General features: G+C 69.3%; 20 protein-coding genes and 1 riboswitch. Of the genes, 12 read left to right on the top strand and 8 right to left on the bottom strand.

The features are described 5' to 3' along the window. The first annotated feature begins 59 nt into the window (after positions 1-59). Together AB0O76_RS24290 and AB0O76_RS24285 are read left to right on the top strand one after the other, a co-directional pair. A complete protein-coding gene (locus AB0O76_RS24290; RefSeq protein ID WP_365494939.1) occupies positions 60-746 on the top strand; it encodes an RNA polymerase sigma factor in 687 nt (228 codons plus the stop codon). After that, positions 743-1,879: a CU044_5270 family protein gene (locus AB0O76_RS24285; RefSeq protein ID WP_365494937.1), complete on the top strand. Its 1,137-nt coding sequence runs from the start codon at positions 743-745 to the stop codon at positions 1,877-1,879. Before AB0O76_RS24290 ends, AB0O76_RS24285 begins: the two co-directional genes overlap by 4 nt. Here AB0O76_RS24285 and AB0O76_RS24280 read toward each other — a convergent pair. Both AB0O76_RS24280 and AB0O76_RS24275 read right to left on the bottom strand, forming a co-directional pair. Next, positions 1,843-2,310, bottom strand: coding sequence for an ABA4-like family protein (locus AB0O76_RS24280; protein WP_365494934.1), 468 nt, complete (start codon positions 2,308-2,310; stop codon positions 1,843-1,845). The genes AB0O76_RS24285 and AB0O76_RS24280 overlap by 37 nt on opposite strands. Further along, entirely contained in the window at positions 2,307-3,272 is a 966-nt protein-coding gene (locus AB0O76_RS24275) for a hypothetical protein (protein WP_365494931.1), read from the bottom strand. The genes AB0O76_RS24280 and AB0O76_RS24275 overlap by 4 nt, the downstream gene beginning before the upstream one ends. 132 nt (positions 3,273-3,404) lie before the next feature. On the opposite strand from AB0O76_RS24275, the gene AB0O76_RS24270 reads away from it, so the two are divergent. Further along, positions 3,405-4,052 (top strand): MerR family transcriptional regulator, encoded by a 648-nt coding sequence (locus AB0O76_RS24270; RefSeq protein ID WP_365494928.1) that lies wholly within the window; start codon positions 3,405-3,407, stop codon positions 4,050-4,052. Positions 4,053-4,140: 88 nt separating this feature from the next. On the opposite strand, the gene AB0O76_RS24265 is transcribed toward AB0O76_RS24270, so the two are convergent. After that, complete coding sequence (locus AB0O76_RS24265) at positions 4,141-4,833, bottom strand: FCD domain-containing protein (protein ID WP_365494925.1); 693 nt, start codon at positions 4,831-4,833, stop codon at positions 4,141-4,143. Between the two features lie 234 nt (positions 4,834-5,067). On the opposite strand from AB0O76_RS24265, the gene leuA reads away from it, so the two are divergent. Together leuA and AB0O76_RS24255 are read left to right on the top strand one after the other, a co-directional pair. Further along, positions 5,068-6,780 carry a 2-isopropylmalate synthase gene (gene leuA / locus AB0O76_RS24260; protein WP_365495046.1) on the top strand — a complete coding sequence of 571 codons (1,713 nt, stop codon included), beginning with the start codon at positions 5,068-5,070 and terminating at the stop codon, positions 6,778-6,780. Continuing rightward, the gene (locus AB0O76_RS24255; RefSeq protein ID WP_365494923.1) at positions 6,777-7,568 is read left to right on the top strand and encodes an ATP-binding cassette domain-containing protein; all 792 of its coding nucleotides are present in this window, start codon (positions 6,777-6,779) and stop codon (positions 7,566-7,568) included. The genes leuA and AB0O76_RS24255 overlap by 4 nt, the downstream gene beginning before the upstream one ends. Before the next feature lie 72 nt (positions 7,569-7,640). On the opposite strand, the gene AB0O76_RS24250 is transcribed toward AB0O76_RS24255, so the two are convergent. The 5 genes from AB0O76_RS24250 to gcvT all read right to left on the bottom strand — a co-directional run bounded on the left by AB0O76_RS24250 (position 7,641) and on the right by gcvT (position 12,638). After that, on the bottom strand, positions 7,641-7,853 hold the full coding sequence (locus AB0O76_RS24250) for an EF-hand domain-containing protein (protein WP_360773753.1): 213 nt from the start codon (positions 7,851-7,853) through the stop codon (positions 7,641-7,643). A gap of 323 nt (positions 7,854-8,176) precedes the next feature. Beyond that, positions 8,177-9,547, bottom strand: a complete 1,371-nt coding sequence (locus AB0O76_RS24245) for an L-serine ammonia-lyase (RefSeq protein WP_365494920.1) — start codon at positions 9,545-9,547, stop codon at positions 8,177-8,179. A 206-nt stretch (positions 9,548-9,753) separates the two neighbouring features. Continuing rightward, positions 9,754-11,016: a serine hydroxymethyltransferase gene (gene glyA, locus AB0O76_RS24240; protein WP_365494917.1), complete on the bottom strand. Its 1,263-nt coding sequence runs from the start codon at positions 11,014-11,016 to the stop codon at positions 9,754-9,756. A gap of 30 nt (positions 11,017-11,046) precedes the next feature. Then, positions 11,047-11,424, bottom strand: a complete 378-nt coding sequence (gene gcvH / locus AB0O76_RS24235; protein ID WP_365494914.1) for a glycine cleavage system protein GcvH — start codon at positions 11,422-11,424, stop codon at positions 11,047-11,049. Positions 11,425-11,513: 89 nt separating this feature from the next. Continuing rightward, positions 11,514-12,638, bottom strand: a complete 1,125-nt coding sequence (gene gcvT / locus AB0O76_RS24230) for a glycine cleavage system aminomethyltransferase GcvT (protein ID WP_365494911.1) — start codon at positions 12,636-12,638, stop codon at positions 11,514-11,516. A 147-nt stretch (positions 12,639-12,785) separates the two neighbouring features. Continuing rightward, a riboswitch (glycine riboswitch) is annotated at positions 12,786-12,900 on the bottom strand. Between the two features lie 141 nt (positions 12,901-13,041). Here gcvT and AB0O76_RS24225 point away from each other — a divergent pair. The 7 genes from AB0O76_RS24225 (at position 13,042) to AB0O76_RS24195 (ending at position 21,007) form a co-directional block, all read left to right on the top strand. After that, a complete protein-coding gene (locus AB0O76_RS24225) occupies positions 13,042-13,728 on the top strand; it encodes an AAA family ATPase (RefSeq protein ID WP_365495043.1) in 687 nt (228 codons plus the stop codon). Between the two features lie 78 nt (positions 13,729-13,806). Further along, on the top strand, positions 13,807-14,619 hold the full coding sequence (locus tag AB0O76_RS24220; RefSeq protein ID WP_365494908.1) for an enhanced serine sensitivity protein SseB: 813 nt from the start codon (positions 13,807-13,809) through the stop codon (positions 14,617-14,619). Positions 14,620-14,819: 200 nt separating this feature from the next. After that, the gene (locus AB0O76_RS24215; protein WP_365494905.1) at positions 14,820-15,593 is read left to right on the top strand and encodes an enhanced serine sensitivity protein SseB C-terminal domain-containing protein; all 774 of its coding nucleotides are present in this window, start codon (positions 14,820-14,822) and stop codon (positions 15,591-15,593) included. Between the two features lie 311 nt (positions 15,594-15,904). Then, on the top strand, positions 15,905-16,909 hold the full coding sequence (locus tag AB0O76_RS24210) for an ABC transporter permease (RefSeq protein ID WP_365494902.1): 1,005 nt from the start codon (positions 15,905-15,907) through the stop codon (positions 16,907-16,909). Between the two features lie 102 nt (positions 16,910-17,011). Continuing rightward, on the top strand, positions 17,012-18,778 hold the full coding sequence (locus AB0O76_RS24205) for an ABC transporter substrate-binding protein (protein WP_365494899.1): 1,767 nt from the start codon (positions 17,012-17,014) through the stop codon (positions 18,776-18,778). Between the two features lie 121 nt (positions 18,779-18,899). Beyond that, the gene (locus tag AB0O76_RS24200; protein ID WP_365495040.1) at positions 18,900-19,901 is read left to right on the top strand and encodes an ABC transporter permease; all 1,002 of its coding nucleotides are present in this window, start codon (positions 18,900-18,902) and stop codon (positions 19,899-19,901) included. Continuing rightward, a complete protein-coding gene (locus tag AB0O76_RS24195) occupies positions 19,898-21,007 on the top strand; it encodes an ABC transporter ATP-binding protein (protein WP_365494896.1) in 1,110 nt (369 codons plus the stop codon). The genes AB0O76_RS24200 and AB0O76_RS24195 overlap by 4 nt, the downstream gene beginning before the upstream one ends. The last annotated feature ends 21 nt before the right edge of the window (positions 21,008-21,028 follow it).

Genomic DNA, 21,028 nt, shown 5'->3' with positions numbered 1-21,028 from the left:
GTGCGCGACGTCGTGTGTGACGAGGGGCACAGGAACTCTCCCGGGGTCGCGGAGAGGTCATGGGTGTGAGGGCTACTGAACTGGGAGACGGCATCCATGCACGGATACGGGCCGGGGAGCGGGAGGCGTTCGGTGAGCTGTACGAGGCGTACGCGCGGACGGTCTACAACCACGCGCTGCGGCTGACCGGCGACTGGTCGACCGCCGAGGAGGTCATGTCCGAGACGTTCCTCGCTGCCTGGCGTACCCGGGAGCGGCTCGATCCGGACCGCGGTTCGCTCAAGCCGTGGCTGCTCGGCATCGCGACGCACAAGGCGCAGAACGCCAACCGCGGACTGCGCCGGCGGCTCGCCTTTCTGTCCCGGCAGCCGTCGCCGCCCCAAGTGGCGGACTTCGCCGAGGAGTCGGCGGGCAGGCTCGACGACGCGCGGCGGCTCGCGGCGGTGCACGGCGCGCTGCGTCGGCTGCGGCGTCCGGAGCGTGAGGTGCTTGTGCTGTGCGTGTGGTCGGGGCTCGACTACGCGCAGGCCGCGGAGGCGCTCGGGGTGCCGGTGGGAACGGTGCGGTCGCGGCTCTCGCGGGCGCGGGCGCGGGCGCGGCTGCGGCGGCTGAGCGAGGACGCGTTGGACGCGGAAGGCGCGGACGCGAGAGGCGTGAAGGAAGCGATGGAACCGCTCCGTGGTCGCGGAGAGGTAGAGAGTGAGGCCGCGTTCGCGGCCCTGCCCCTGCGGGAGGAATTCCGATGAACGCCGCCACCCCCTCTCGGGGAGAGGCCGAAGCCGAGGTCGAGGAACTGGCCGGTCTTCTGCCGGAGTCGGGCGAGGACGAATGGGACCTTCCGCCGGGCCGTCACCTTCACCACAAGGACAGCCTGATGCAGCAGATCGACCGTGACACCGACCGCGACACCAGCCTCGCCTCCGCATCGCCCCGCAGGCGGCTGCTGCGTCCCGCGGTGCTGATGCCTGCGGCCGCCGCGCTGGCCGTGGCCGGGATCCTGGCGGCCACGCTCCCTTTCGGTGACGCCGATGGCGTACGCGACATGGGCGCCGCCCGCGGTGCGGACCGCGGCGCGGACCAAGGCGTCGCCGGCACGCTCGGCCGGATCGCGAACGCGTCCCTGGAAGCGGACACGAAGCCGGTCAAGGACGGCCAGTTCGTGTACGTACGCAGCCTGGTGCGGGACAACGAGGGCAAGTTCAACGGCCCGGTGAAGCTCGGCGCCCCGCACGAGCGGGAGGTCTGGATGTCGCAGAACCCGGCGCCCGTCACGGACATCGGGATGATCCGCGAGAGCGGGGAGGGGGTGCCGATGTCCGGGCAGGACGTGCCCATCGAGGCGTCCGCGGTGGACGGTTCCGACGACACCGGCGCCATCCCCGCGGGCCCCGACCGTCCCACGTACGCCTGGCTCGCCTCGCTGCCGACCGACCCCGATGCCCTCTTGAAGAAGCTGTATGCGCAGACGCGGGTGAGTGACGAGCGGGAGACGAAGGCGCAGGCGGTCTTCGGGAAGATCGGCGAGCTCCTCGAGGGGACGATCATGCCGCCGGAGAACGCCGCCGCGCTCTACAAGGCCGTCGCGAAGCTGCCCGGGGTGACCGAGGTGCCCGACGCGGTGGACGCGGCGGGCCGGCACGGGATCGGCATCACCCTCAAGCAGTCGTCGTACGCGACGCGCGACGAATGGATCTTCGACAAGAAGACCTTCGCCTACCTCGGTTCGCGGGCGTACATGACGAAGGATCACAAGCCGAGCAGGGCGGGCGAGCAAGGGGGCGGGCCGCGCAATGGCGAGGTCCTGTTCGGCAGCAACGCGGTCCTGGAGCGTGCCGTCGTCGATCAGCGCGGCATGGAGCCCGCCGAGGGGCGCGGCTGATCGTGACTCCGGGCGGGGGCCCGCTGCACTGCCCGGAGCAGCAGGAAGAGCAGCAGCCCGAAGGGTGAGAGGAGAATGGTGAGGACCAGGAGGGGTCCCGTCACCAGAGGGTGTACGCCGATTCGGCGCGCCTCGCGGTACATCCACTGCCCGATCAGCAGGTCCCAGGCGATGACCTGGGCCCAGATGGCGCCCGCCCCGTCGGCGAGGACGAGCAGTTCGCGGAATCGGTCGAGGTCCGGTCTGCTGACCGCGGCCCAGAGTTCGGGGAGGACGGGCAGGGCCATCGCGGCGTAGACGGCGAGTATCGGTACGACGGTGAGGGGCGAGGCGGCGACGCGGGCGGTCGTCCGCCACCCCGGCGCGAAGATCATGAGCAGCCAGACCGGGGCGGCCAGATAGAAGGAGAGGTCGAAGAGGAAGCCGGTCATGCGATGAGCTCCTTCGCATCGTCCGGGTCGTCAACTGCTGTGCTGCGGGCGGCTGTTGCGGGCGCGGAACGCAGCACCCCGTACGCGCCCGCGGCCGTGGCGGCGAGGATCAGTCCCGCTGCCGTCAGCGTCGCGCCGTCCGGGTGGATCAGCGGCTGGCCGCGCAGCGCCTGCCAGGTGACCAGGGCGAAGACGGCGGCGTACGCGCCCGCGGCGACGAGGACGAGCCGCAGCCGGACCCGTTCGTCCGCGAGGCGGGTGAACCGCGGGGCGAGCGCGACAAGTCCCATGAGTAGCAGCGGGAGCAACTGCAGCGCGTGCATGCCGAAGAAGTGCGGGATCCGCAGATCGCCGCCGGTGGTGGACCAGCCGGTCAGCGGCATCGAGGGACCGCCGTCGGGCACGCCGACGCTGTGGGCGCCGACGATCGACGAGTCCCGCACCTGGTCGGGTGTCGGCCGCGTCATCCGGAACCCGATGGCGGCGCCGGCGAGTGCGAGGGTGATCCCGCACCGCATCGCCCAGGCGGAGGCGCGGTCGGCGATGCGGGCGCGCACCAGCAGGACGGCGATGACCAGAGTGGCGAGCCACAGGATGACGATGCTGACGGCCATCACGTTGAACAGCGCTTCGTCGAACGGGGTCTGGTGGTTGAAGTGGCTGCGCTTCCCGCGCACCACCTGCCCGGTGATGATCACCATCTCGACGAGGAGCGTCAGGGCGACCACCGTACCCGCCCACCAGCCGGCCCTGCGGCCCCGGTCGAGCAGCGACAGCATCCAGGCGAGCGAGAGCCCGTAGGCGATGAGTGAGACCGAGAACTTGAACGGCTTGGCCCAGATGGGCGAGCCCACCAGGACCCGGTCGTCGACGACGAGTCCCATCGCGGAGACGACGGCGAGTAATGCCATCGACGCGGAGAACATCACCAGTGGCCGGTGCCATGAACGCCATGAAGACATAGGGGTCCCCTTGCTGGAGGGTGGTTCTGCGAAATATGGATAGCGGCGCTGTCCGCTATCCGATAGCGCCACTATCTATGATGGGTGGCGAAGATGGCAAGGGCGGCAAGGGGCGAAGAGAGTGGACAGGCCGTGCGTATTGGTGAGTTGAGCCGCAGGACCGGCGTGCCGGTGCCGACGATCAAGTACTACGTCCGTGAAGGGCTGCTGCCGCAGGGCGAGTTGAGCAGCCCCAACCAGGCGCAGTACGGCGAGGCGCACGAGCGCAGGCTGCGGCTGATCCGCGCGCTGCTCGATGTGGGGGGCCTGAAGGTGGCCGCCATCGCGGAGGTGCTCGGCGCGGTCGACGATCCGGAGCGCCCGCTGCACAAGGTGCTCGGCGCGGCGGCGGACCGGCTCGGCACGGCGGGCGCCGCCGACGACGACGCCGAGGCGGAGGCCGCGCAGACCGCCGTCCAGGAACTGATCGCGCGGCGCGGCTGGCACACCCATGAGTCGAACCCGGCGGCCACCGACCTGTCACGCGCCCTGGCCGCCATGGGCCGGGTCGGCCACGGCGCGTTCACGGAACTCCTCGACGAGTACGCCGACGCCGCCGAACTGGTCGCCCGCGCCGACCTCGGCTATGTGAACCGCCGGGTCGCGGTCGAGGACCTGGTGGAGAGCGTGGTGATCGGAACGGTCCTGGGGGAGGCGGTGTTCAACGCCATGCGGCGGCTCGCGCATGTGGACGCTTCGGCGCGGTTGTACGGGGTCGACGGCCCGCCAGGCCAGGGGTGATGGCGCCCGTCGGGGTGAATTCCTGGGGGAGTTGTGGTGCGGGTGGTCTTGGGGGCGGTGTGTGAGGGCTCTTGGGGAACGTCCTTGGCTAGCCGTGGTTCAGCAATTTCCCCAGCGTCTCCTGGAGCTCGGCCTGCGCCACCCGCGCCGCTTCCTCCGCGTCCCTCGCCTCGACGGCGCGCACGAGGTCGGCGTGCACGGCATCTCCAGGGTTCGCCTCCGCGGCGCGTACGTCGATGAGTTCGAGGAGGCTGATCAGGCCCTGCCGCAGCGCGGGCATGAACTCCGCGAACAGATCGGTGAGTACGGGATTGCGCGCCGCCGCCACCACCGCCGCGTGCAGCGCGATGTCGGCGTCCACGAACGCCGCGTCCCCCTCGGCGGACGCCGCCCTGCGGCCTTCGAGCGCGGCACGCATCGCCGCGATGTCCTCGTCGGTGCGGCGCAGCGCCGCGAGCCGCGCCGCCTGCACCTCCACCAGCATCCGCACCTCGTACACGTCCGTGACCGCCGCCTGCCGCAGCCGCGTCGGCCAGTCCACGGCCGCTTCGGTCGCGATGACGAAGACGCCGGAGCCCTGGCGGGGCTGCACGAGCCCGGCGCCGGCGAGGGCGCGCAGGGCTTCACGGACGGTGGAGCGGCCGATGCCGAGCTCCTTGGCGAGGGTCGTCTCGCCGGGGAGCTTGCTGCCGATGGGCCAGTCGCCGCCGGTGATCTGTTCGCGGAGGCGCGTGGCGGCCTGCTCGACCAGGGGGCTGGGGTGAAGGGAGTTCAGGGGCATGAGGGGCACCTGGCACTTGTCTGAGGAGTACTTGTCTGAGGACCTGAGGTGTGGCTAGTGTAGCCACGTGATCTTCTGCGGTCTCCTTCTTCTCGGCTGCCGCGGCGGGGCCTGAAGCGACCGGCACCCCGCCGCGGGGTGTCGTGCTGCCGGTCGGTCGACCGACCGAGCCGAGAGGCCACCGCCACCGTGAACTCCTCCGCGTACCCGTGGAACCCGCAGCGCCCGAGCGCCATGGCATCCCACCGCTACCGCCCCTACCAAGACCGCGTCAACGTCCCTTCCCAGGAACGGAGTTGGCCCGCCGCCCGCATCGAGCGCGCACCCCTCTGGGTCCCCGTCGACCTGCGCGACGGTAACCAGGCGCTCGCCGAGCCGATGGACCCGGAGCGCAAGCGGCGCTTCTTCGATCTGCTCGTCTCGATGGGCTTCAAGGAGATCGAGGTCGGCTATCCGTCGGCAAGCCGCGCCGACTTCGACTTCGTACGCGACCTGGCCGCGCTCAGTGCACGCGGCGGGATCCCCGACGACGTCAGCATCGTCGTCTTCACGCCCGCCAAGCCCGAACTGATCGACCGCACCTTCGCCTCGATCGAGGGGCTGCCCCGCGCCGTCGTGCATCTCTACATCGCCACATCGCCCGTCTGGCGCGACGTGGTGCTCGGGCGGTCGCGCGCGCAGGTGTACGACATCGCCGCCGAGGCCGCCGCCCATATGGCGCGCCTCGCCGACGCGCGGCCCGGCGCGGACATCCGGTTCCAGTTCTCGCCGGAGACCTTCAATCTGACCGAGCCCGACTACGTACTCGAACTCTGCGACGGAATCAGCGAGTTGTGGGACGCGAGCCCCGACAGGCCCGTCACCCACAACCTCCCGGCGACGGTCGAGATCGCGACACCGAACGTGTACGCCGATCAGATCGAGTACCTGCACCGCAACCTCGCCCGGCGCGATTCCGTCATCCTCTCCGTCCACCCCCACAACGACCGCGGCACCGGCGTCGCCTGCGCCGAACTCGCCGTCCTGGCCGGCGCCCAGCGCATCGAGGGCTGCCTCTTCGGCAACGGCGAACGCACCGGGAACGTCGACCTGGTGACCCTCGCCCTCAACCTCCACGCCCAAGGCGTCGACCCGATGGTCGACTTCTCCGACATCGACGCCGTGCGCGAGGTCGTCGAGCACTGCAACCGGCTGCCCGTGCACCCCCGCCACCCCTACGTCGGCGACCTCGTCCACACCGCGTTCTCCGGCACCCACCAGGACGCCATCAGCAAGGGCTTCGCCCATCACGCCCGCAGGGCGGCCGAGTTGGGCGTACCGGAGAGCGAGGCGCCCTGGGAAGTGCCGTATCTGCCGATCGACCCGGCGGACATCGGCCGCACCTACGAAGCGGTCATCCGGGTCAACTCCCAGTCGGGCAAGGGCGGAATGGCGTACCTCCTGAAGACCCGGCACGGGCTCGACCTGCCGCAGCGCATGCGGCCCGACTTCTCGCGCGTCGTGCAGGACGCCACCGACGACAGCGGGCGTGAGGCGACCGCCAAGGAGCTGTACGAGCTGTTCGAGACGGCGTATCTCGCGCCGGGCCGCGACGGCGACGTGCGGCTCGACGCGTGGACCACCGACCGCGCCCCGGACGGTGCGCACCGCTTCATCTGCACGCTCCAAGTGGGGGACAGGGCAGGGGACTTCGAGGGTGCGGGCAACGGCCCGCTGGCCGCGTTCGTCGAGGCGCTCGCCGCCGCCGGGATCACCGTCGACATCCTCGACTACTCCGAGCATGCCGTCGAGGCGGACGCGGGCGTGACCAGCGGCGAGGCCGTCGCATACGCGGAGTGCCGCGTCGGCGGCGTCACCTGCTGGGGCGCGGGCCTGGACACCTCGGTCCTGACGGCGTCCGTACAGGCGGTCCTTTCGGCCGTGAACCGGGCCGGGGCCGCCGGATGATCCCGCAGCCGGTGCTGCACGCCGACACCGTCACCGTCGTCCGCGACGGCCGCCCCATCCTCGAAGAAGTCACCCTCACCGTCCGCCCCGGCGAGCACTGGGCGCTGCTCGGCGCCAACGGCGCGGGCAAGTCGACCCTGCTCGGCCTCTGCGGCGCCGTCACCCACCCCACTCACGGCACGGTCGAGGTGCTCGGCCGCCGCCTCGGCAGCGTCGACCTGCGCGAACTGCGGGCGTACGTCGGTCACGTCAACCCGCGCCATCCGCTCCGCTCGCCCCTGCGGGTCCGCGACGTCGTCCTGACCGGGCTCACCAACAGCGTCGAACCGCTGCCCCGTTGGCGCCCCACCCCCGAGCAGCAGGAGCAGGCCGACCGCCTGATCGCCATGCTGGGCCTCGCACACCGCACGGACGCGCGCTGGCCCACGCTCTCCCAGGGCGAGCGCGGCCGGACGCTGATCGCGCGCTCCCTGATGCCGAAGCCGCGCCTCGTCCTGCTCGACGAACCCGCCACCGGGCTCGATCTCGCGGGCCGCGAACGCCTCCTCGACAGCCTGGACGCCCTGCGCGAGAGCCACCCCGAACTCGCCACGGTCCTGGTCACACACCACCTGGAGGAGCTCCCGGCCGGTACGACGCACGCCCTGCTCCTTCGGGACGGCCGCGCGTTCGCCTCCGGCACCGTCGACGACGTACTGACGAGCGACCAGATCGGCAAGTGCTTCGACCATCCCGTACGCCTCGAACGCAGGGAAGGGCGGTGGAGCGTGCGCGCGGCGCGGCGCTGAACGAGGCTCTGAACATGACGGTGGGGCCCGGTGCGCTTCCGCGTCCCGGGCCCCACCGCTGTCATCCGTCGACTACTTGTTCAGGCTGGCCCAGAACTCGTCGAAGGAGAGGCGCTTGTCCGCGTCGGTGTCCTTCGTGCCGATCACGGCCTCGGCCACCGTCTCGGTGACGTAGAAGTCCCCCATCTGCGCCATGGCCGACTTCCACTCGGCCGCCGTGATGAAGCCGTCGCCGTCCGCGTCGAACCGCTCGAACGTCTTGCGCGCTTCCTCGATGTCCGCCACCGGATCCACCCCTTCTTGGTGCACTACTGAGACGGCTCAGGGTATCGGCCGTCGCACGCCCCGATCACAGGGAGTGCGCCCATGGCCAGCAGATTTTTCCGGTGACCTCTTGACGCGGGCGATATTGGGAGGAAACTGGTCTTTACACCAGAAATCCGGAGAATCGCACCGTCGGTGGAGACGTCTACTGAGAAGAGATTCCCGCAGGCTCTGGCCAGGCCCCCGAAGCCCCTCGCTACCGGAGCCTCAGCGACGACTGAGGTAGATGGCAACGGTGAGGACTCCGGGGACTGTTTTGTGCGGCGGAGCGCCCCGTCGAGCCCTCAGCACTCGATGATGTTCACCGCGAGCCCGCCCCGGGCGGTCTCCTTGTACTTGACGCTCATGTCGGCCCCGGTGTCCTTCATGGTCTTGATGACCTTGTCGAGGGACACCTTGTGGCTGCCGTCGCCGCGCATCGCCATCTTCGCCGCGGTCACGGCCTTCACCGCCGCCATGCCGTTGCGCTCGATGCAGGGGATCTGGACGAGGCCGCCGACAGGGTCGCAGGTCAGGCCGAGGTTGTGCTCCATGCCGATCTCCGCGGCGTTCTCGACCTGCTCGGGGGAGCCGCCCAGAACCTCTGCGAGCGCGCCCGCCGCCATCGAGCAGGCGGAGCCGACCTCGCCCTGGCAGCCGACCTCGGCTCCGGAGATCGAGGCGTTCTCCTTGAAGAGCATGCCGATCGCGCCGGCGGCGAGCAGGAAGCGGACCACGCCCTCCTCGTCGGCGCCGGGCACGAAGTTCATGTAGTAGTGAAGGACCGCCGGGATGATGCCCGCCGCGCCGTTCGTCGGGGCGGTCACGACGCGGCCGCCCGCCGCGTTCTCCTCGTTCACGGCCATCGCGTAGAGGGTGATCCACTCCATGGCGAGGGCCTGCGGGTCGCCCTCGGAGCGCAGTTTGCGGGCCGAATTGGCCGCGCGGCGGCGGACCTTCAGGCCGCCCGGCAGGATGCCCTCGCGGGACATGCCGCGCGACACGCACGACTGCATGACGCCCCAGATGTCGAGCAGCCCGGAGCGGATCTCCGCCTCGGTGCGCCAGGCCTTCTCGTTCTCCAGCATCAGCGCGGAGATGGAAAGGCCGGTCTCGCGGGTGAGCCGCAGCAGCTCGTCGCCGGTGCGGAAGGGGTGCTTCAGGACCGTGTCGTCAAGGACGATCGGGTTCTCGCCCGCCACCGCGTCCTCGTCGACGACGAAGCCGCCGCCCACCGAGTAGTACGTCTTCTCCAGGAGGAGGGTGCCTTCACGGTCGTACGCGAAGATCGTCATGCCGTTGGCGTGGTACGGCAGGGCCTTGCGGCGGTGCAGGATCAGGTCGTCGTCGAAGTCGAAGGCGATCTCGTGCATGCCGAGCAGGTTGAGGCGGCCGGTGCTCTTGATCTGCTCGACCCGGTCGTCGGCGGTCTCCACGTCAACCGAGCGGGGGGACTCGCCCTCCAGGCCGAGGAGCACCGCCTTGGGGGTGCCGTGCCCGTGGCCGGTCGCGCCGAGCGAGCCGAACAGCTCGGACCGTATCGAGGTGGTGTGGGCCATCAGGCCCTCGTTCTTCAGGCGGCTCGCGAAGATGCGGGCCGCGCGCATGGGACCGACCGTGTGGGAGCTGGACGGGCCGATGCCGATCGAGAACAGGTCGAAGACCGAGAGGGCCACGGGAACTCCAAGGGTGGTTGGTAGACGCCGTTGTCTGCCGGGGTGACGCAGAAGAACAAGGCGGTGCAGGAAGAACAAGGCGGTGCAGGAAGTACAAGTACGGTCACGCGGTGCGGGGCACCGCGCACACTGTCCTCACTGTCCAGTGTGCGGGGTGCCCCGACGTTTCGTACGTACGAACAAAAGCGTACGCAAAGCGCACGAAACTACTTCAGGCCGGGGTACAGCGGGTGCTTGTCGGCCAGCGCCGTCACGCGGCCCTTCAGGGCCTCCGCGTCGAAGCCCGGCTTCAGGGCCTCGGCGATGATGTCGGCGACCTCACGGAAGTCCTGAGCCTGGAAGCCGCGGGTCGCGAGCGCCGGCGTACCGATCCGCAGGCCCGATGTGACCATCGGGGGGCGCGGGTCGTTCGGGATCGCGTTGCGGTTGACCGTGATGCCGACCTCGTGGAGGCGGTCCTCGGCCTGCTGGCCGTCGAGCTCGGAGTTGCGCAGGTCCACCAGGACCAGGTGTACGTCCGTGCCGCCGGACAGGACGGAGACGCCGTGCTCCGTGACGTCGTCCTGCACCAGGCGCTCGGCCAGGATGCGGGCGCCGTCCACGGTGCGCTCCTGGCGCTCCTTGAACTCCTCCGAGGCCGCGACCTTGAAGGAGACGGCCTTGGCCGCGATCACGTGCTCCAGAGGGCCGCCCTGGAAGCCGGGGAAGACCGCCGAGTTCAGCTTCTTCGCGAACTCCTTGCTGCGGGCCAGGATGATGCCGCCGCGCGGGCCGCCGAGCGTCTTGTGCGTGGTGGAGGTGACCACGTCCGCGAACGGCACCGGGTTCGGGTGCAGACCGGCGGCGACGAGACCGGCGAAGTGCGCCATGTCGACCCACAGGTACGCGCCGACCTCGTCGGCGATCCGGCGGAACTCCGCGAAGTCCAGCTGGCGCGGGTAGGCGGACCAGCCCGCGATGATCACCTTCGGGCGGTTCTCCTTGGCCAGGCGCTCGACCTCGGCCATGTCGACCAGACCGGCCTCGTCGACGTGGTACGCGACCACGTTGAACTGCTTGCCGGAGAAGTTCAGGCGCATGCCGTGGGTGAGGTGGCCGCCGTGCGCCAGGTCCAGGCCGAGGATCGTGTCGCCGGGCTGGGCGATCGCGAAGAGCGCGGCCTGGTTGGCGGAGGCGCCGGAGTGCGGCTGGACGTTGGCGTACTCGGCGCCGAACAGGTCCTTGACCCGGTCGATCGCGATCTGCTCGGTGACGTCGACGTGCTCGCAGCCGCCGTAGTAGCGGCGGCCGGGGTAGCCCTCGGCGTACTTGTTGGTGAGGACCGTGCCCTGGGCCTCCATGACGGCGACCGGAGCGAAGTTCTCCGAGGCGATCATTTCCAGGGTGGACTGCTGACGGTGGAGCTCGGCGTCGACGGCGGCGGCGACGTCCGGGTCCAGCTCGTGGAGAGGGGTGTTGAGAAGCGACATCAGGTGGTCCCTAAGGGTCTTCGGGGGGCTTCAGCTGCCGGAGAACTCGGTGTACTCGTCCGCGGAGAGCAGGTCCTTCGGCTCCTCCGTGATCCGTACCTTGAAGAGCCAACCACCCTCGAACGGGGCGGAGTTGACCAGCGACGGGTCGTCCACGACGTCCTGGTTCGACTCGACGACCTCACCGGTCACCGGCGAGTACAGGTCGCTGACCGACTTGGTCGACTCGAGCTCGCCGCACGTCTCGCCCGCGGTCACCGCGGCACCGGCCTCGGGCAGGTCGGCGTAGACGACGTCACCGAGCGCGTTGGCCGCGTGCTCCGTGATACCGACCGTCGCCACACCGTCCTCGGCGGGCGAGAGCCACTCGTGCTCCTTGCTGTAACGCAGCTGCTGGGGGTTGCTCATGACCTGAATTCTCCTGTACGCGGATGGGTGCTGCGGAACGAGAAAGATGTGCGTGGGGTCACTTCCGGACTACCACTGGGGCGGAAGTGTCACTTCTGGCGCTTGTAGAACGGCAGCGCCACGACCTCGTAGGGCTCGTGGGTACCGCGGATGTCCACACCGACACCCTCGGTGCCGGGGGCCGCGTGCGCGGCGTCGACGTACGCGATGGCGATCGGCTTGCCGAGGGTCGGGGACGGGGCGCCCGATGTCACCTCGCCGATGACCTTGCCGTCGGCGACCACGGAGAAGCCCGCGCGCGGGACGCGGCGGCCCGAGGCGATCAGGCCGACCAGCTTGCGCGGCGGAGCGGTCTCGGCACGCTCGGCGGCGGCCGCGAGCGCGGCACGCCCCACGAAGTTCTCCGACTGCGAGGTCTTCTCGAACTTCACGACCCGACCCAGGCCCGCGTCGAAGGGCGTCAGCTCGGCGGTCAGCTCGTGCCCGTACAGCGGCATGCCCGCCTCCAGGCGCAGCGTGTCGCGGCAGGAGAGGCCCGCGGGCACCATGCCGACCGGCGTTCCGGCCTCCATGAGCGCGTTCCACAGCTTCTCGGCGTCGCCGGGGGAGACGAACAGCTCGAAGCCGTCCTCGCCGGTGTAGCCCGTGCGGGCGATCAGGGCGGGCACGCCCGCGACCGTGCCGGGCAGGCCCGCGTAGTACTTCAGGCCGTCGAGGTCGGCGTCCGTGAGGGACTTCAGGATGCCGGGGGACTCGGGGCCCTGGACGGCGAGCAGCGCGTAGGCGTCGCGGTCGTCGCGGACCTCGGCGTCGAACTCCTCGACGCGGTTGCTCAGCTCGTTCAGCACGTTCTGGGCGTTGGAGGCGTTGGCGACGACCATGTACTCGGTCTCGCCGAGGCGGTAGACGATCAGGTCGTCGAGGATGCCGCCGTCCTGGTCGACGATCATCGTGTAGCGGGCGCGGCCGACACCGACGGAGCCGATGTTGCCGACCAGCGAGAAGTTCAGGAAGTCCACGGCCTCGGGGCCTGTGACCGTGATCTCGCCCATGTGGGAGAGGTCGAAGAGACCGGCCTCGGTGCGGACGGCGATGTGCTCTTCGCGCTCGCTGCCGTACCGCAGCGGCATGTCCCAGCCCGCGAAGTCGGTCATGGTCGCGCCGAGCGCCCGATGCACGGCATCGAGGGCTGTCAGACGGGGGGCGGTACTCATACGTAGAACTCCCAGGGCATGACGGGCGAGGTAGATCCTCCCCATCTGTCATCGGAACCTGAGAGGTTCACCACGACCCGTACGTATGGGGGGTCATGACTTGCACCTTGGGTGGAGCCGCCGTGGCGGCCCGCTTTTCAGATGTGCCTCGCCCGCGCGGTACGGGGCCTGAGAGATTCAAGGGAGGGACTTGCTCCTTCGGCGCCCCGGTCCGTCGTACGACTCGTACGACGGTGACCGGGAACTCTCCCGCGCGGATTCAAACGGCCTGTATGGAGTTTGCGGGCACATCATTGCACGGGGCTCCGTCACAGGGCAGTGCCAGTCCAGTAATGCCCTTGTGCCGCATTACCTTCTCTTTACACTTGCCGGGGAAGCTGCGGGAAGCAGGTACGTGACCGCTATGGGGAGGCCGATCACGGTGCGCAGGACAAGCGTCTACGCGACCAACACAGGGGTGGCCCTGCCCAAGCAGGAAGCCGCCCGCACCAGGGAGGCCTGTGGCCCCCTGCCCGCGGCCGTCGTCCGGGACCTCAGGCAGCGGATGGGCCACAGCCCGCACCGGCTCACCTTCGGCGGCGGCGACCTGATCGTCGTCTCCGGACTGCCGGGCAGCGGAAAGTCCACGCTGATGCGCAGAGCCGTCGCGGGCCCGCGCATCGACTCGCAGGACACCCGCGACCGCTGGGCGACGCGCATGCCGCGCTTCCTGCCGTACGCGGTCTACCGCCCTCTCGTCCGCCTCGCGCACTACGCGGGCCTGCGCCGCGCCCTGCGCTCCGGCGAGGGAGTCGTCGTGCACGACTGCGGCACGCAGGCGTGGGTGCGCCGCTGGCTGGCCAGGGAAGCGGCGCGGCGTGGCACGACCCTGCACCTGCTGCTGCTCGACGTGCCTCCGGAGACCGCCGTCGAGGGGCAGCTCGCGCGCGGCCGCGGCGTCTCGCGGTACGCCTTCGCGCGCCACCGCAGAACGGTCGGCCGGCTGGTCGGCGCCGCCGAGCGGGGCGATCTGCCGGGCGGCGTCGGTTCGGCGCTGCTGCTCGACCGGACGGCTGCGGGCGTGCTGCGGGCGATCGGCTTCGGGGACTGAGGGGACCGACCCGCGGGCGGTGCCTGCCGCGTTAGGGTTCGAGCCGCAGGCAGAGCGGGACGAGCAGGGGTAAGACAGATGGACATTCCGGCGCAGGCGCACGCCCATCCGTACGGGGGATGGCCGGGCAACGAACTAGAAGAGGTGCTCGCGGCGGCCCTCGGCACCGGCGGGGCTCCTCAGACAAGCACAGCCTCCGCGGGGGCCAGGATCGTCGAGGTCCTCGGCCGCAGCCACGTCTGGGTCCCGCTGCCGAACGGCGGCGACGGCACCCGCGGCACGCTCGACCTGCCCACGCTGGAGATCGAAGGACAGGCGTACGTCCCCGTCTTCAGCTCCGAGCAGCAGTTCCAGCAGGTCACCGGCGGCCGGATGAGCTGCACCGTGGCGCCCGCCGTGGAGTTCGCGCGCGGCCTGCCCCCGCAGCTCGGCATCGCGGTCAACCCGGACGGCACGGTCGGTGTACCGCTGCCGCCGCCCGCCGTCGCCGAGCTCTGCCGGGCAGGGCGCACCCCGCTGGACGGCCCCGCGAGCGGCGGCCGCGTACGCCTCTTCGAGCCGGACTGGCAGCAGGACCCGGTGGACTTCCTGTCCGCCGCGGCCCGTGAGTTCGAGGCCACGGGCGTCGTGCTGAGCGCCCGCCGCTGCCTGGCCAGCGTCGAGGGCGAGGACCCGTCCCTGTTCATCGGCGTCGAGTTGTCCTCCTGGGAGGGCAACGCCCGCGACCTGCCGATGGCGGCCGTGGGCCGTGCGCTCGGCCTGGCCCCGGTGCCCTGGCCGGTGAACCTGGTGCTGCTCGACGTGGCCCAGGACCCGGTGGGCGACTGGCTGCGCGAGCGGGTGCGGCCCTTCTTCGGGCAGAGCCACCAGGACCAGCACGGACGTGTGTAGAGATACGAGCATGGACGTGTGCAGAGACATGCGCACCGGCGGGTGTGACCACGCCGTACGTCAAGTCGGTGTCAGGATCGCCGCTTAAGCTGGTTTCATGACCCGGGCGGGTTACGGCCGTGCCGGCCGGGTCCGTTTCGGATCATTCGGATCATTCGGATCATCGGGGTCGTCGGGTCATCGCGAAGGGGCGGTTAAGGGTGAGTGCGTCGGGCACGGCTGCGGCCGGGCAGGTCGAGCACATGCTGCGCCAGGTGACGCCGGGGCGCTACGACGCCTACGAGGCGCTCCTGCGGGCGCTCGCCGCCGACCAGGTGTGGATGCTGCTCTGGCACGGCCAGGCCGGATCCCCCGACGCCCAGTACGGGAACATGGAGGTCGAGGGCCTCGGCTACGCGCCGTGTGTGACCTCCGCCCAGGAGCTCTCCGCCAGTGGCTGGAACCGCTCGTACGAAGTGGTCGCAGGCGTCGACATCGCCCGCACCCTCTACCCCGACAACTACGGCCTCTGGCTCAACCCGCACGCGCCCGGCGGCGGCGTCGGCATCCCCTGGCTGGATCTGCGCCGTATCGCATCGGGCCTCGACCTGCTGCCCGCGGGCCCGCTGAGGCTCACCGAGCCGGCCATCGAGATCCCGCAGTTCTACGCCCTGCTCACCCAGAACGCGCACCGCACCCCCGCGGTCCGCGCGCTGCGCCGCGCCTGGGTGCAGCCCGCGCTCGGCGCCCCGTATCTGGCCATCGGTCTCGATGTGTACGACACGTCGCCGCCCTCCGTCGACGCGGTGCGCGCGATGATGCAGCAGTCGATCGCCGCCGTGCCCGACGGCCTTCCCGTGTCGACGGTCGCGATGTCCGATGCGTACGACCCGGTCGCCATGTGGCTGCGCGCCAACGCCCGGCCGTTCTACGACCGCGAGGCCCAGGCGGCCCCGGCCCCCGCGGGCGGCTACGGCTACCCGGCGCAGTACTGAGAACCGCCCGCACCTGCCCGAACGGCCACGATGTCCCGTTCTGATGGTGGAGGGGCTCAATAGGCCCCTGTGGCTCCTTGCACCCCAACTGCCCCGTGTTCGCCACTCGTTCACCCGAGTCCGGATAACGGAACACTCCGATCAGCATCACGGTTGCGCATCCTTTCCCCAACAAGGCTGGTAACAGATCGCGACCCCGATGAAGACTCCCGCACCAGGGGCGGTTCGCCCCTGTGTACGACGGACTGATCACGTCGCTACAGCGGCAAGTGCGGGCCGGTCACCACCGGTTGAGAGGGGTCCCTGCCACGATGACGGCACCATTGCATGACACACCTGCGGACGCGGACCCGACCGAGGACGTCGCCCCCGCAGCTGGTGCAGGGGTGAAGAAGGTCGAGGGGCGGTCCCTCAAGCAGATCGCCTGGAACCGCCTGAAGCGGGACAAGGTCGCCCTGGCGGGCGGCATCACTGTGCTCGTCCTGGTCGTGGTCGCCGTCTTCGCGCCCCTGATCGTCTCCCTGCTTGGCCACCCGCCCAACGAGTTCCATCAGGAAGAGCTCGAAGACCTGACGAACCTGCCCAAGGGCGCGTTCGGCGGCATGAGCTGGGACTTCCTCTTCGGGGTCGAGCCCAACAAGGGCCGCGACGTCTTCAGCCGGATCGTCTACGGGGCGCGGATCTCGCTCCTCGTGGCGTTCCTCGCCGCCGTGGTCGCCGTGGTGCTCGGCACCTTCTTCGGCATCATCGCCGGCTACTTCGGCGGCTGGATCGACGCGCTGATCAGCCGGGTCATGGACGTGCTGCTCGCCTTCCCGCAGCTGCTCTTCGTGATCTCCCTGGTCTCCGTCCTTCCCGACGATCTGCTCGGTCTTACCGGCAGCGGCGTACGCATCGCCGTACTGATCCTGGTGATCGGGTTCTTCGGCTGGCCCTATGTCGGGCGCATCGTCAGAGGCCAGACCCTCTCGATGCGCGAACGCGAGTACGTGGAAGCGGCCCGCAGCCTCGGCGGCGGTCAACGGCACATCCTCTTCCGTGAGTTGCTGCCGAACCTGGTCGCACCGATCACCGTGTACGCGACGCTCATGATCCCCACCAACATCCTCACCGAAGCGGCGCTCAGCTTCCTCGGCGCGGGTGTGCGTCCGCCCACGGCCTCCTGGGGCGGCATGCTCCGGGACGCGCTCGCGACGTACGAGCACGACCCGATGTTCATGGTCTTCCCCGGCCTGGCGATCTTTGTGACCGTGCTCGCCTTCAACCTCTTCGGTGACGGGCTGCGCGACGCCCTGGACCCCAAGGGAACTCGGTAAACAGCTCCAACTGGCTTGCCCCTGCCGCAGCGTCAGGTGGCTCTTCCCATGGTTCTTCAGGCAGTCAAAGCCAAGGACCGCGAATCTCGGAGGATGCGAGAAATGCCTACAGGTTCCTCTAAACGACGGCTCACCGCTGGTGCGGCCCTCGTCGTAGCGGCGCTGGTGACCACCACGGCGTGCGGCGGCGGCAGCGACGACGACGACAGCAAGGGCGCCGGCTACAACGCGGCCATCGGCAAGGTCGCCAACAAGTCGACGAAGGCGGGCGGCACGCTCAAGTTCGTCGCCAAGCAGGACCTCGACTCGGCCGACCCGCAGCGCGCCTACTACGGCTTCGCGTGGGACTTCATGCGGTACTACACCCGCACGCTGATCACGTACGACACCAAGCCGGGTGCCGCGTCCAACAAGCTCGTCCCCGACCTCGCCGAGTCCACGGCGAAGATCAGCGACGACGGCAAGACCTACACGTACAAGCTGCGTGATGGTCTGACGTGGGAGGACGGCTCGAAGCTGACCTCCAAGGACATCAAGTACGGCATCGAGCGCATCTGGGCGACCAAGGTCATCACCGGTGGCCCCGGTTACCTGAAGTCGACGCTCGACCCCAAGGGCACGTACAAGGGTCCCTACGAGGACAAGTCGAAGGACAAGCTGGGCCTGAAGGCGATCGAGACGCCGGACGACCAGACGATCATCTTCAAGCTGCCCAAGAAGAACGGCGACTTCGAGCAGATGCTCGCGATGCCGTCGGGCAGCCCGGTGAAGCAGTCCGAGGACACCGGCGCCAAGTACACCCAGAAGCCGTTCTCCTCCGGTCCGTACAAGTTCGAGAACTACAGCGCGGGCAAGAGCATCACGCTCGTGCGCAACAAGAACTGGAAGAAGTCTTCGGACCCGGTCCGCCCCGCGCTGCCGGACAAGATCTCGGTCACCATCTCGGCGAACCTCGAAGAGAACGACAAGCGCCTGATGGAAGGCGACTACGACATCGACATGAATGGCACCGGTATGACCCAGTCGGGTCGCACCACCGCCATGACGGACCACAAGGGCAACGTCGACAACATGCAGACGGACTTCGTCCGTTACGTCGCCCTGGTGACCAAGACGAAGCCGTTCGACAACGAGGCCTGCCGCAAGGCCGTCTTCTACGCCACGGACTTCGCGGGTCTGCAGAAGACCCGTGGTGGCCCGATCGCCGCCGGTGAGATCGCCAACAGCGTCTTCCCGGAGTCGATCAAGGGACACGACGACTACGACCCGTACGGGGTCAAGGAGCGCAAGGGCAAGCCGGACGTCACCAAGGCGAAGGCCGAGCTCAAGAAGTGCGGCAAGCCGGGTGGCTTCTCGACCAAGATCTCGGCCCGCACCAACCAGCCGGGCGAGGTGGACGCCGCCACGGCGCTCCAGGAGCAGCTGAAGAAGGTCAACATCAACGCCGAGGTCGACCAGATCGACGGCGCCGACTCCTCCAGCATCACCGGCTCCCCCTCGGTCGTGAAGAAGCGCGGCATCGGCATGACGATGGCGGGCTGGGGTCCGGACTTCCCGACCGGCCAGGGCTACGCCCAGCCGCTGTTCGACAGCCGCTTCATCAATGAGAACGGCAACTACAACGAGTCGCAGATCGAAGACCCGAAGGTCGACAAGTACTTCGACGACGCGATCGCCACGGTCGACCCGAACAAGGCCGGTGAGATCTACACCGACCTCGCTCACGAGATCGTCGACAAGGCCTACTGGATGCCCTTCATCTACGAGAAGAACATCAGCTGGCGTTCGTCGCGGGTGACCAACGTCTACTCGTCCGCTGCTTACAGCGGTCGCTACGACTACATCTCGCTCGGTGTGAACGAGAAGTAGTCCCGCCGCAAGGCCGTCCGTCCCACCGCCGAATCCCGCCAGTCCGAAGGGCAGGTGATGGCCCCGGGCGGTGGCCGGGACTCCTCACAAGGGGGTCCCGGCCACCGCCGGGCCGCGCACAGTGCTTGCTTATCTCATCCGGCGCCTGATCGCCGTTGTCATCATGGTGCTGGTCGTACTGCTCGCGACCTTCACCGTCTTCTTCATGCTGCCCAAGTGGGCGGGACAGGACATCGCCGTCCTCTTCGCCGGCAAGTCTTCCGGTGCCGAGCAGCTCGCGGGCATCCGGATCAAACTGGGCCTGGACGACCCGCTGCTCGTCCAGTTCTGGGACTTCATCAAGGGCATTCCGATGGGGCGTGACTACGCCAACGGGGCCGACGTCACCCACTGCCCCGCCCCCTGCTTCGGTTACTCCTTCCGTACCGAGGCGCCCGTCTGGGAGACCCTCAAGGACGCCCTGCCCGTCACCGGTGCGCTCGCCGCCGGTGCCTGTGTCCTGTGGCTGGTCGCCGGTGTCGCCACCGGTGTGGTCTCCGCGCTCAAGCGCGGCACCATCTGGGACCGTTCCGCGATGATCACCGCCCTCGGCGGCGTCTCGCTGCCGATCTTCTTCACCGGCATGATCGCGATGGGGCTCTTCGTCCACACCCTCGGCTGGGTGAAGATCGAGGACACCCTCACCACGGACGATCCGATCAACATCTGGTTCGAGACGCTGATCCTGCCCTGGATCGTGCTCGCGTTCCTCAACGCCGCCATGTACGCGCGACTGACGCGCGCCACCATGCTGGAAGTGCTCGGCGAGGACTACATCCGCACCGCGCGCGCCAAGGGGCTCGGCGAGGCCGTCGTCATCAGACGGCACGCGCTGCGCTCCGCCATGACGCCGATCCTCACGGTCTTCGGCCTCGACCTCGGTGTGCTCATGGGCGGCGCCGTCCTTACCGAGTCCACGTTCAACCTGCCGGGGCTCGGCCTCGAGGCGGTCAAGGCCATCAGCAACAAGGACCTGCCGGTGATCCTCGGCGTCACCTTGTGCGCATCGCTCGCGATCGCCCTCGCCAACCTCGTCGTCGACCTTCTGTACGCCGTCATCGACCCGCGAGTGAGGCTGGGATGACCGAACTGCACAAGACCGGAGCGGCTGTCGGAGAGCCCACCGACGTCACAGCCACCGCTTCGGCCGCTCCCAGCGCCTTCCTCGAAGTACGCGATCTCAAGGTGCACTTCCCGACCGACGACGGCCTGGTCAAGTCCGTCGACGGGCTCAGCTTCACGCTGGAGAAGGGCAAGACCCTCGGCATCGTCGGCGAGTCCGGGTCCGGCAAGTCGGTCACCTCGCTGGGCATCCTCGGTCTGCACACCGCCGGTCAGTACGGCCGCCGCAGGGCGCAGCTCTCCGGGGAGATCTGGCTGAACGGCACGGAGCTGCTCAGCGCGGACCCGAACGAGGTGCGCAAGCTGCGCGGTCGCGACATGGCGATGATCTTCCAGGACCCGCTGTCGGCGCTGCACCCGTACTACTCCATCGGCAAGCAGATCATGGAGGCGTACCGGGTCCACCACGACGTGGACAAGAAGGCCGCCCGCAAGCGCGCCATCGAGATGCTCGACCGGGTGGGCATCCCCCAGCCGGACAAGCGGGTCGACAGCTACCCGCACGAGTTCTCCGGCGGCATGCGCCAGCGCGCGATGATCGCGATGGCCCTGGTGAACAACCCCGAACTGCTCATCGCGGACGAGCCGACGACCGCCCTGGACGTCACCGTCCAGGCGCAGATCCTCGACCTCATCCGTGATCTGCAGAAGGAGTTCGGCTCCGCGGTCATCATGATCACGCACGACCTGGGCGTGGTCGCCGAGATGGCGGACGAGCTGCTCGTGATGTACGGCGGGCGCTGCGTCGAGCGCGGCACCGCGGAGAAGGTCTTCTACGAGCCCCAGCACCCCTACACCTGGGGCCTGTTGGGATCGATGCCGCGCATCGACCGCGAGGAGATGGACCGTCTCGTGCCGGTCAAGGGCTCCCCGCCCAGCCTGATCAACCTGCCCGAGGGCTGTGCCTTCAACCCGCGCTGCCCGTACGCCGACATCCCCAAGGACCAGATCACCCGCCGCGAGCGCCCCGACCTGCGCGAGGTGGCGTCGGGGCACTTCACCGCCTGCCACATGTCGCAGGACGAGCGCACCCGCATCTGGACCGAAGAGATTGCGCCGAAGCTGTGAAAGACGAAGCGAAAGACCAGA

Origin of the sequence: Streptomyces sp. NPDC086554, assembly GCF_040686095.1 — a bacterium.
Lineage (GTDB): Bacteria > Actinomycetota > Actinomycetes > Streptomycetales > Streptomycetaceae > Streptomyces.
The sequence above is the reverse complement of the archived record's forward strand: the minus strand, read 5'-3'. Positions and strand labels throughout refer to the sequence as shown.

Excerpts from the sequence above, each read along its gene's own strand:
- AB0O76_RS24290 (WP_365494939.1), top strand. The coding sequence starts at position 60 with ATGGGTGTGAGGGCTACTGAACTGGGAGACGGCATCCATGCACGGATA.
- AB0O76_RS24285 (WP_365494937.1), top strand. The coding sequence starts at position 743 with ATGAACGCCGCCACCCCCTCTCGGGGAGAGGCCGAAGCCGAGGTCGAG.
- AB0O76_RS24280 (WP_365494934.1), bottom strand. The coding sequence starts at position 2,310 with ATGACCGGCTTCCTCTTCGACCTCTCCTTCTATCTGGCCGCCCCGGTC.
- AB0O76_RS24275 (WP_365494931.1), bottom strand. The coding sequence starts at position 3,272 with ATGTCTTCATGGCGTTCATGGCACCGGCCACTGGTGATGTTCTCCGCG.
- AB0O76_RS24265 (WP_365494925.1), bottom strand. The coding sequence starts at position 4,833 with ATGCCCCTGAACTCCCTTCACCCCAGCCCCCTGGTCGAGCAGGCCGCC.
- leuA (WP_365495046.1), top strand. The coding sequence starts at position 5,068 with ATGGCATCCCACCGCTACCGCCCCTACCAAGACCGCGTCAACGTCCCT.
- AB0O76_RS24255 (WP_365494923.1), top strand. The coding sequence starts at position 6,777 with ATGATCCCGCAGCCGGTGCTGCACGCCGACACCGTCACCGTCGTCCGC.
- glyA (WP_365494917.1), bottom strand. The coding sequence starts at position 11,016 with ATGTCGCTTCTCAACACCCCTCTCCACGAGCTGGACCCGGACGTCGCC.
- gcvH (WP_365494914.1), bottom strand. The coding sequence starts at position 11,424 with ATGAGCAACCCCCAGCAGCTGCGTTACAGCAAGGAGCACGAGTGGCTC.
- gcvT (WP_365494911.1), bottom strand. The coding sequence starts at position 12,638 with ATGAGTACCGCCCCCCGTCTGACAGCCCTCGATGCCGTGCATCGGGCG.
- AB0O76_RS24225 (WP_365495043.1), top strand. The coding sequence starts at position 13,042 with ATGGGGAGGCCGATCACGGTGCGCAGGACAAGCGTCTACGCGACCAAC.
- AB0O76_RS24220 (WP_365494908.1), top strand. The coding sequence starts at position 13,807 with ATGGACATTCCGGCGCAGGCGCACGCCCATCCGTACGGGGGATGGCCG.
- AB0O76_RS24210 (WP_365494902.1), top strand. The coding sequence starts at position 15,905 with ATGACGGCACCATTGCATGACACACCTGCGGACGCGGACCCGACCGAG.
- AB0O76_RS24205 (WP_365494899.1), top strand. The coding sequence starts at position 17,012 with ATGCCTACAGGTTCCTCTAAACGACGGCTCACCGCTGGTGCGGCCCTC.
- AB0O76_RS24195 (WP_365494896.1), top strand. The coding sequence starts at position 19,898 with ATGACCGAACTGCACAAGACCGGAGCGGCTGTCGGAGAGCCCACCGAC.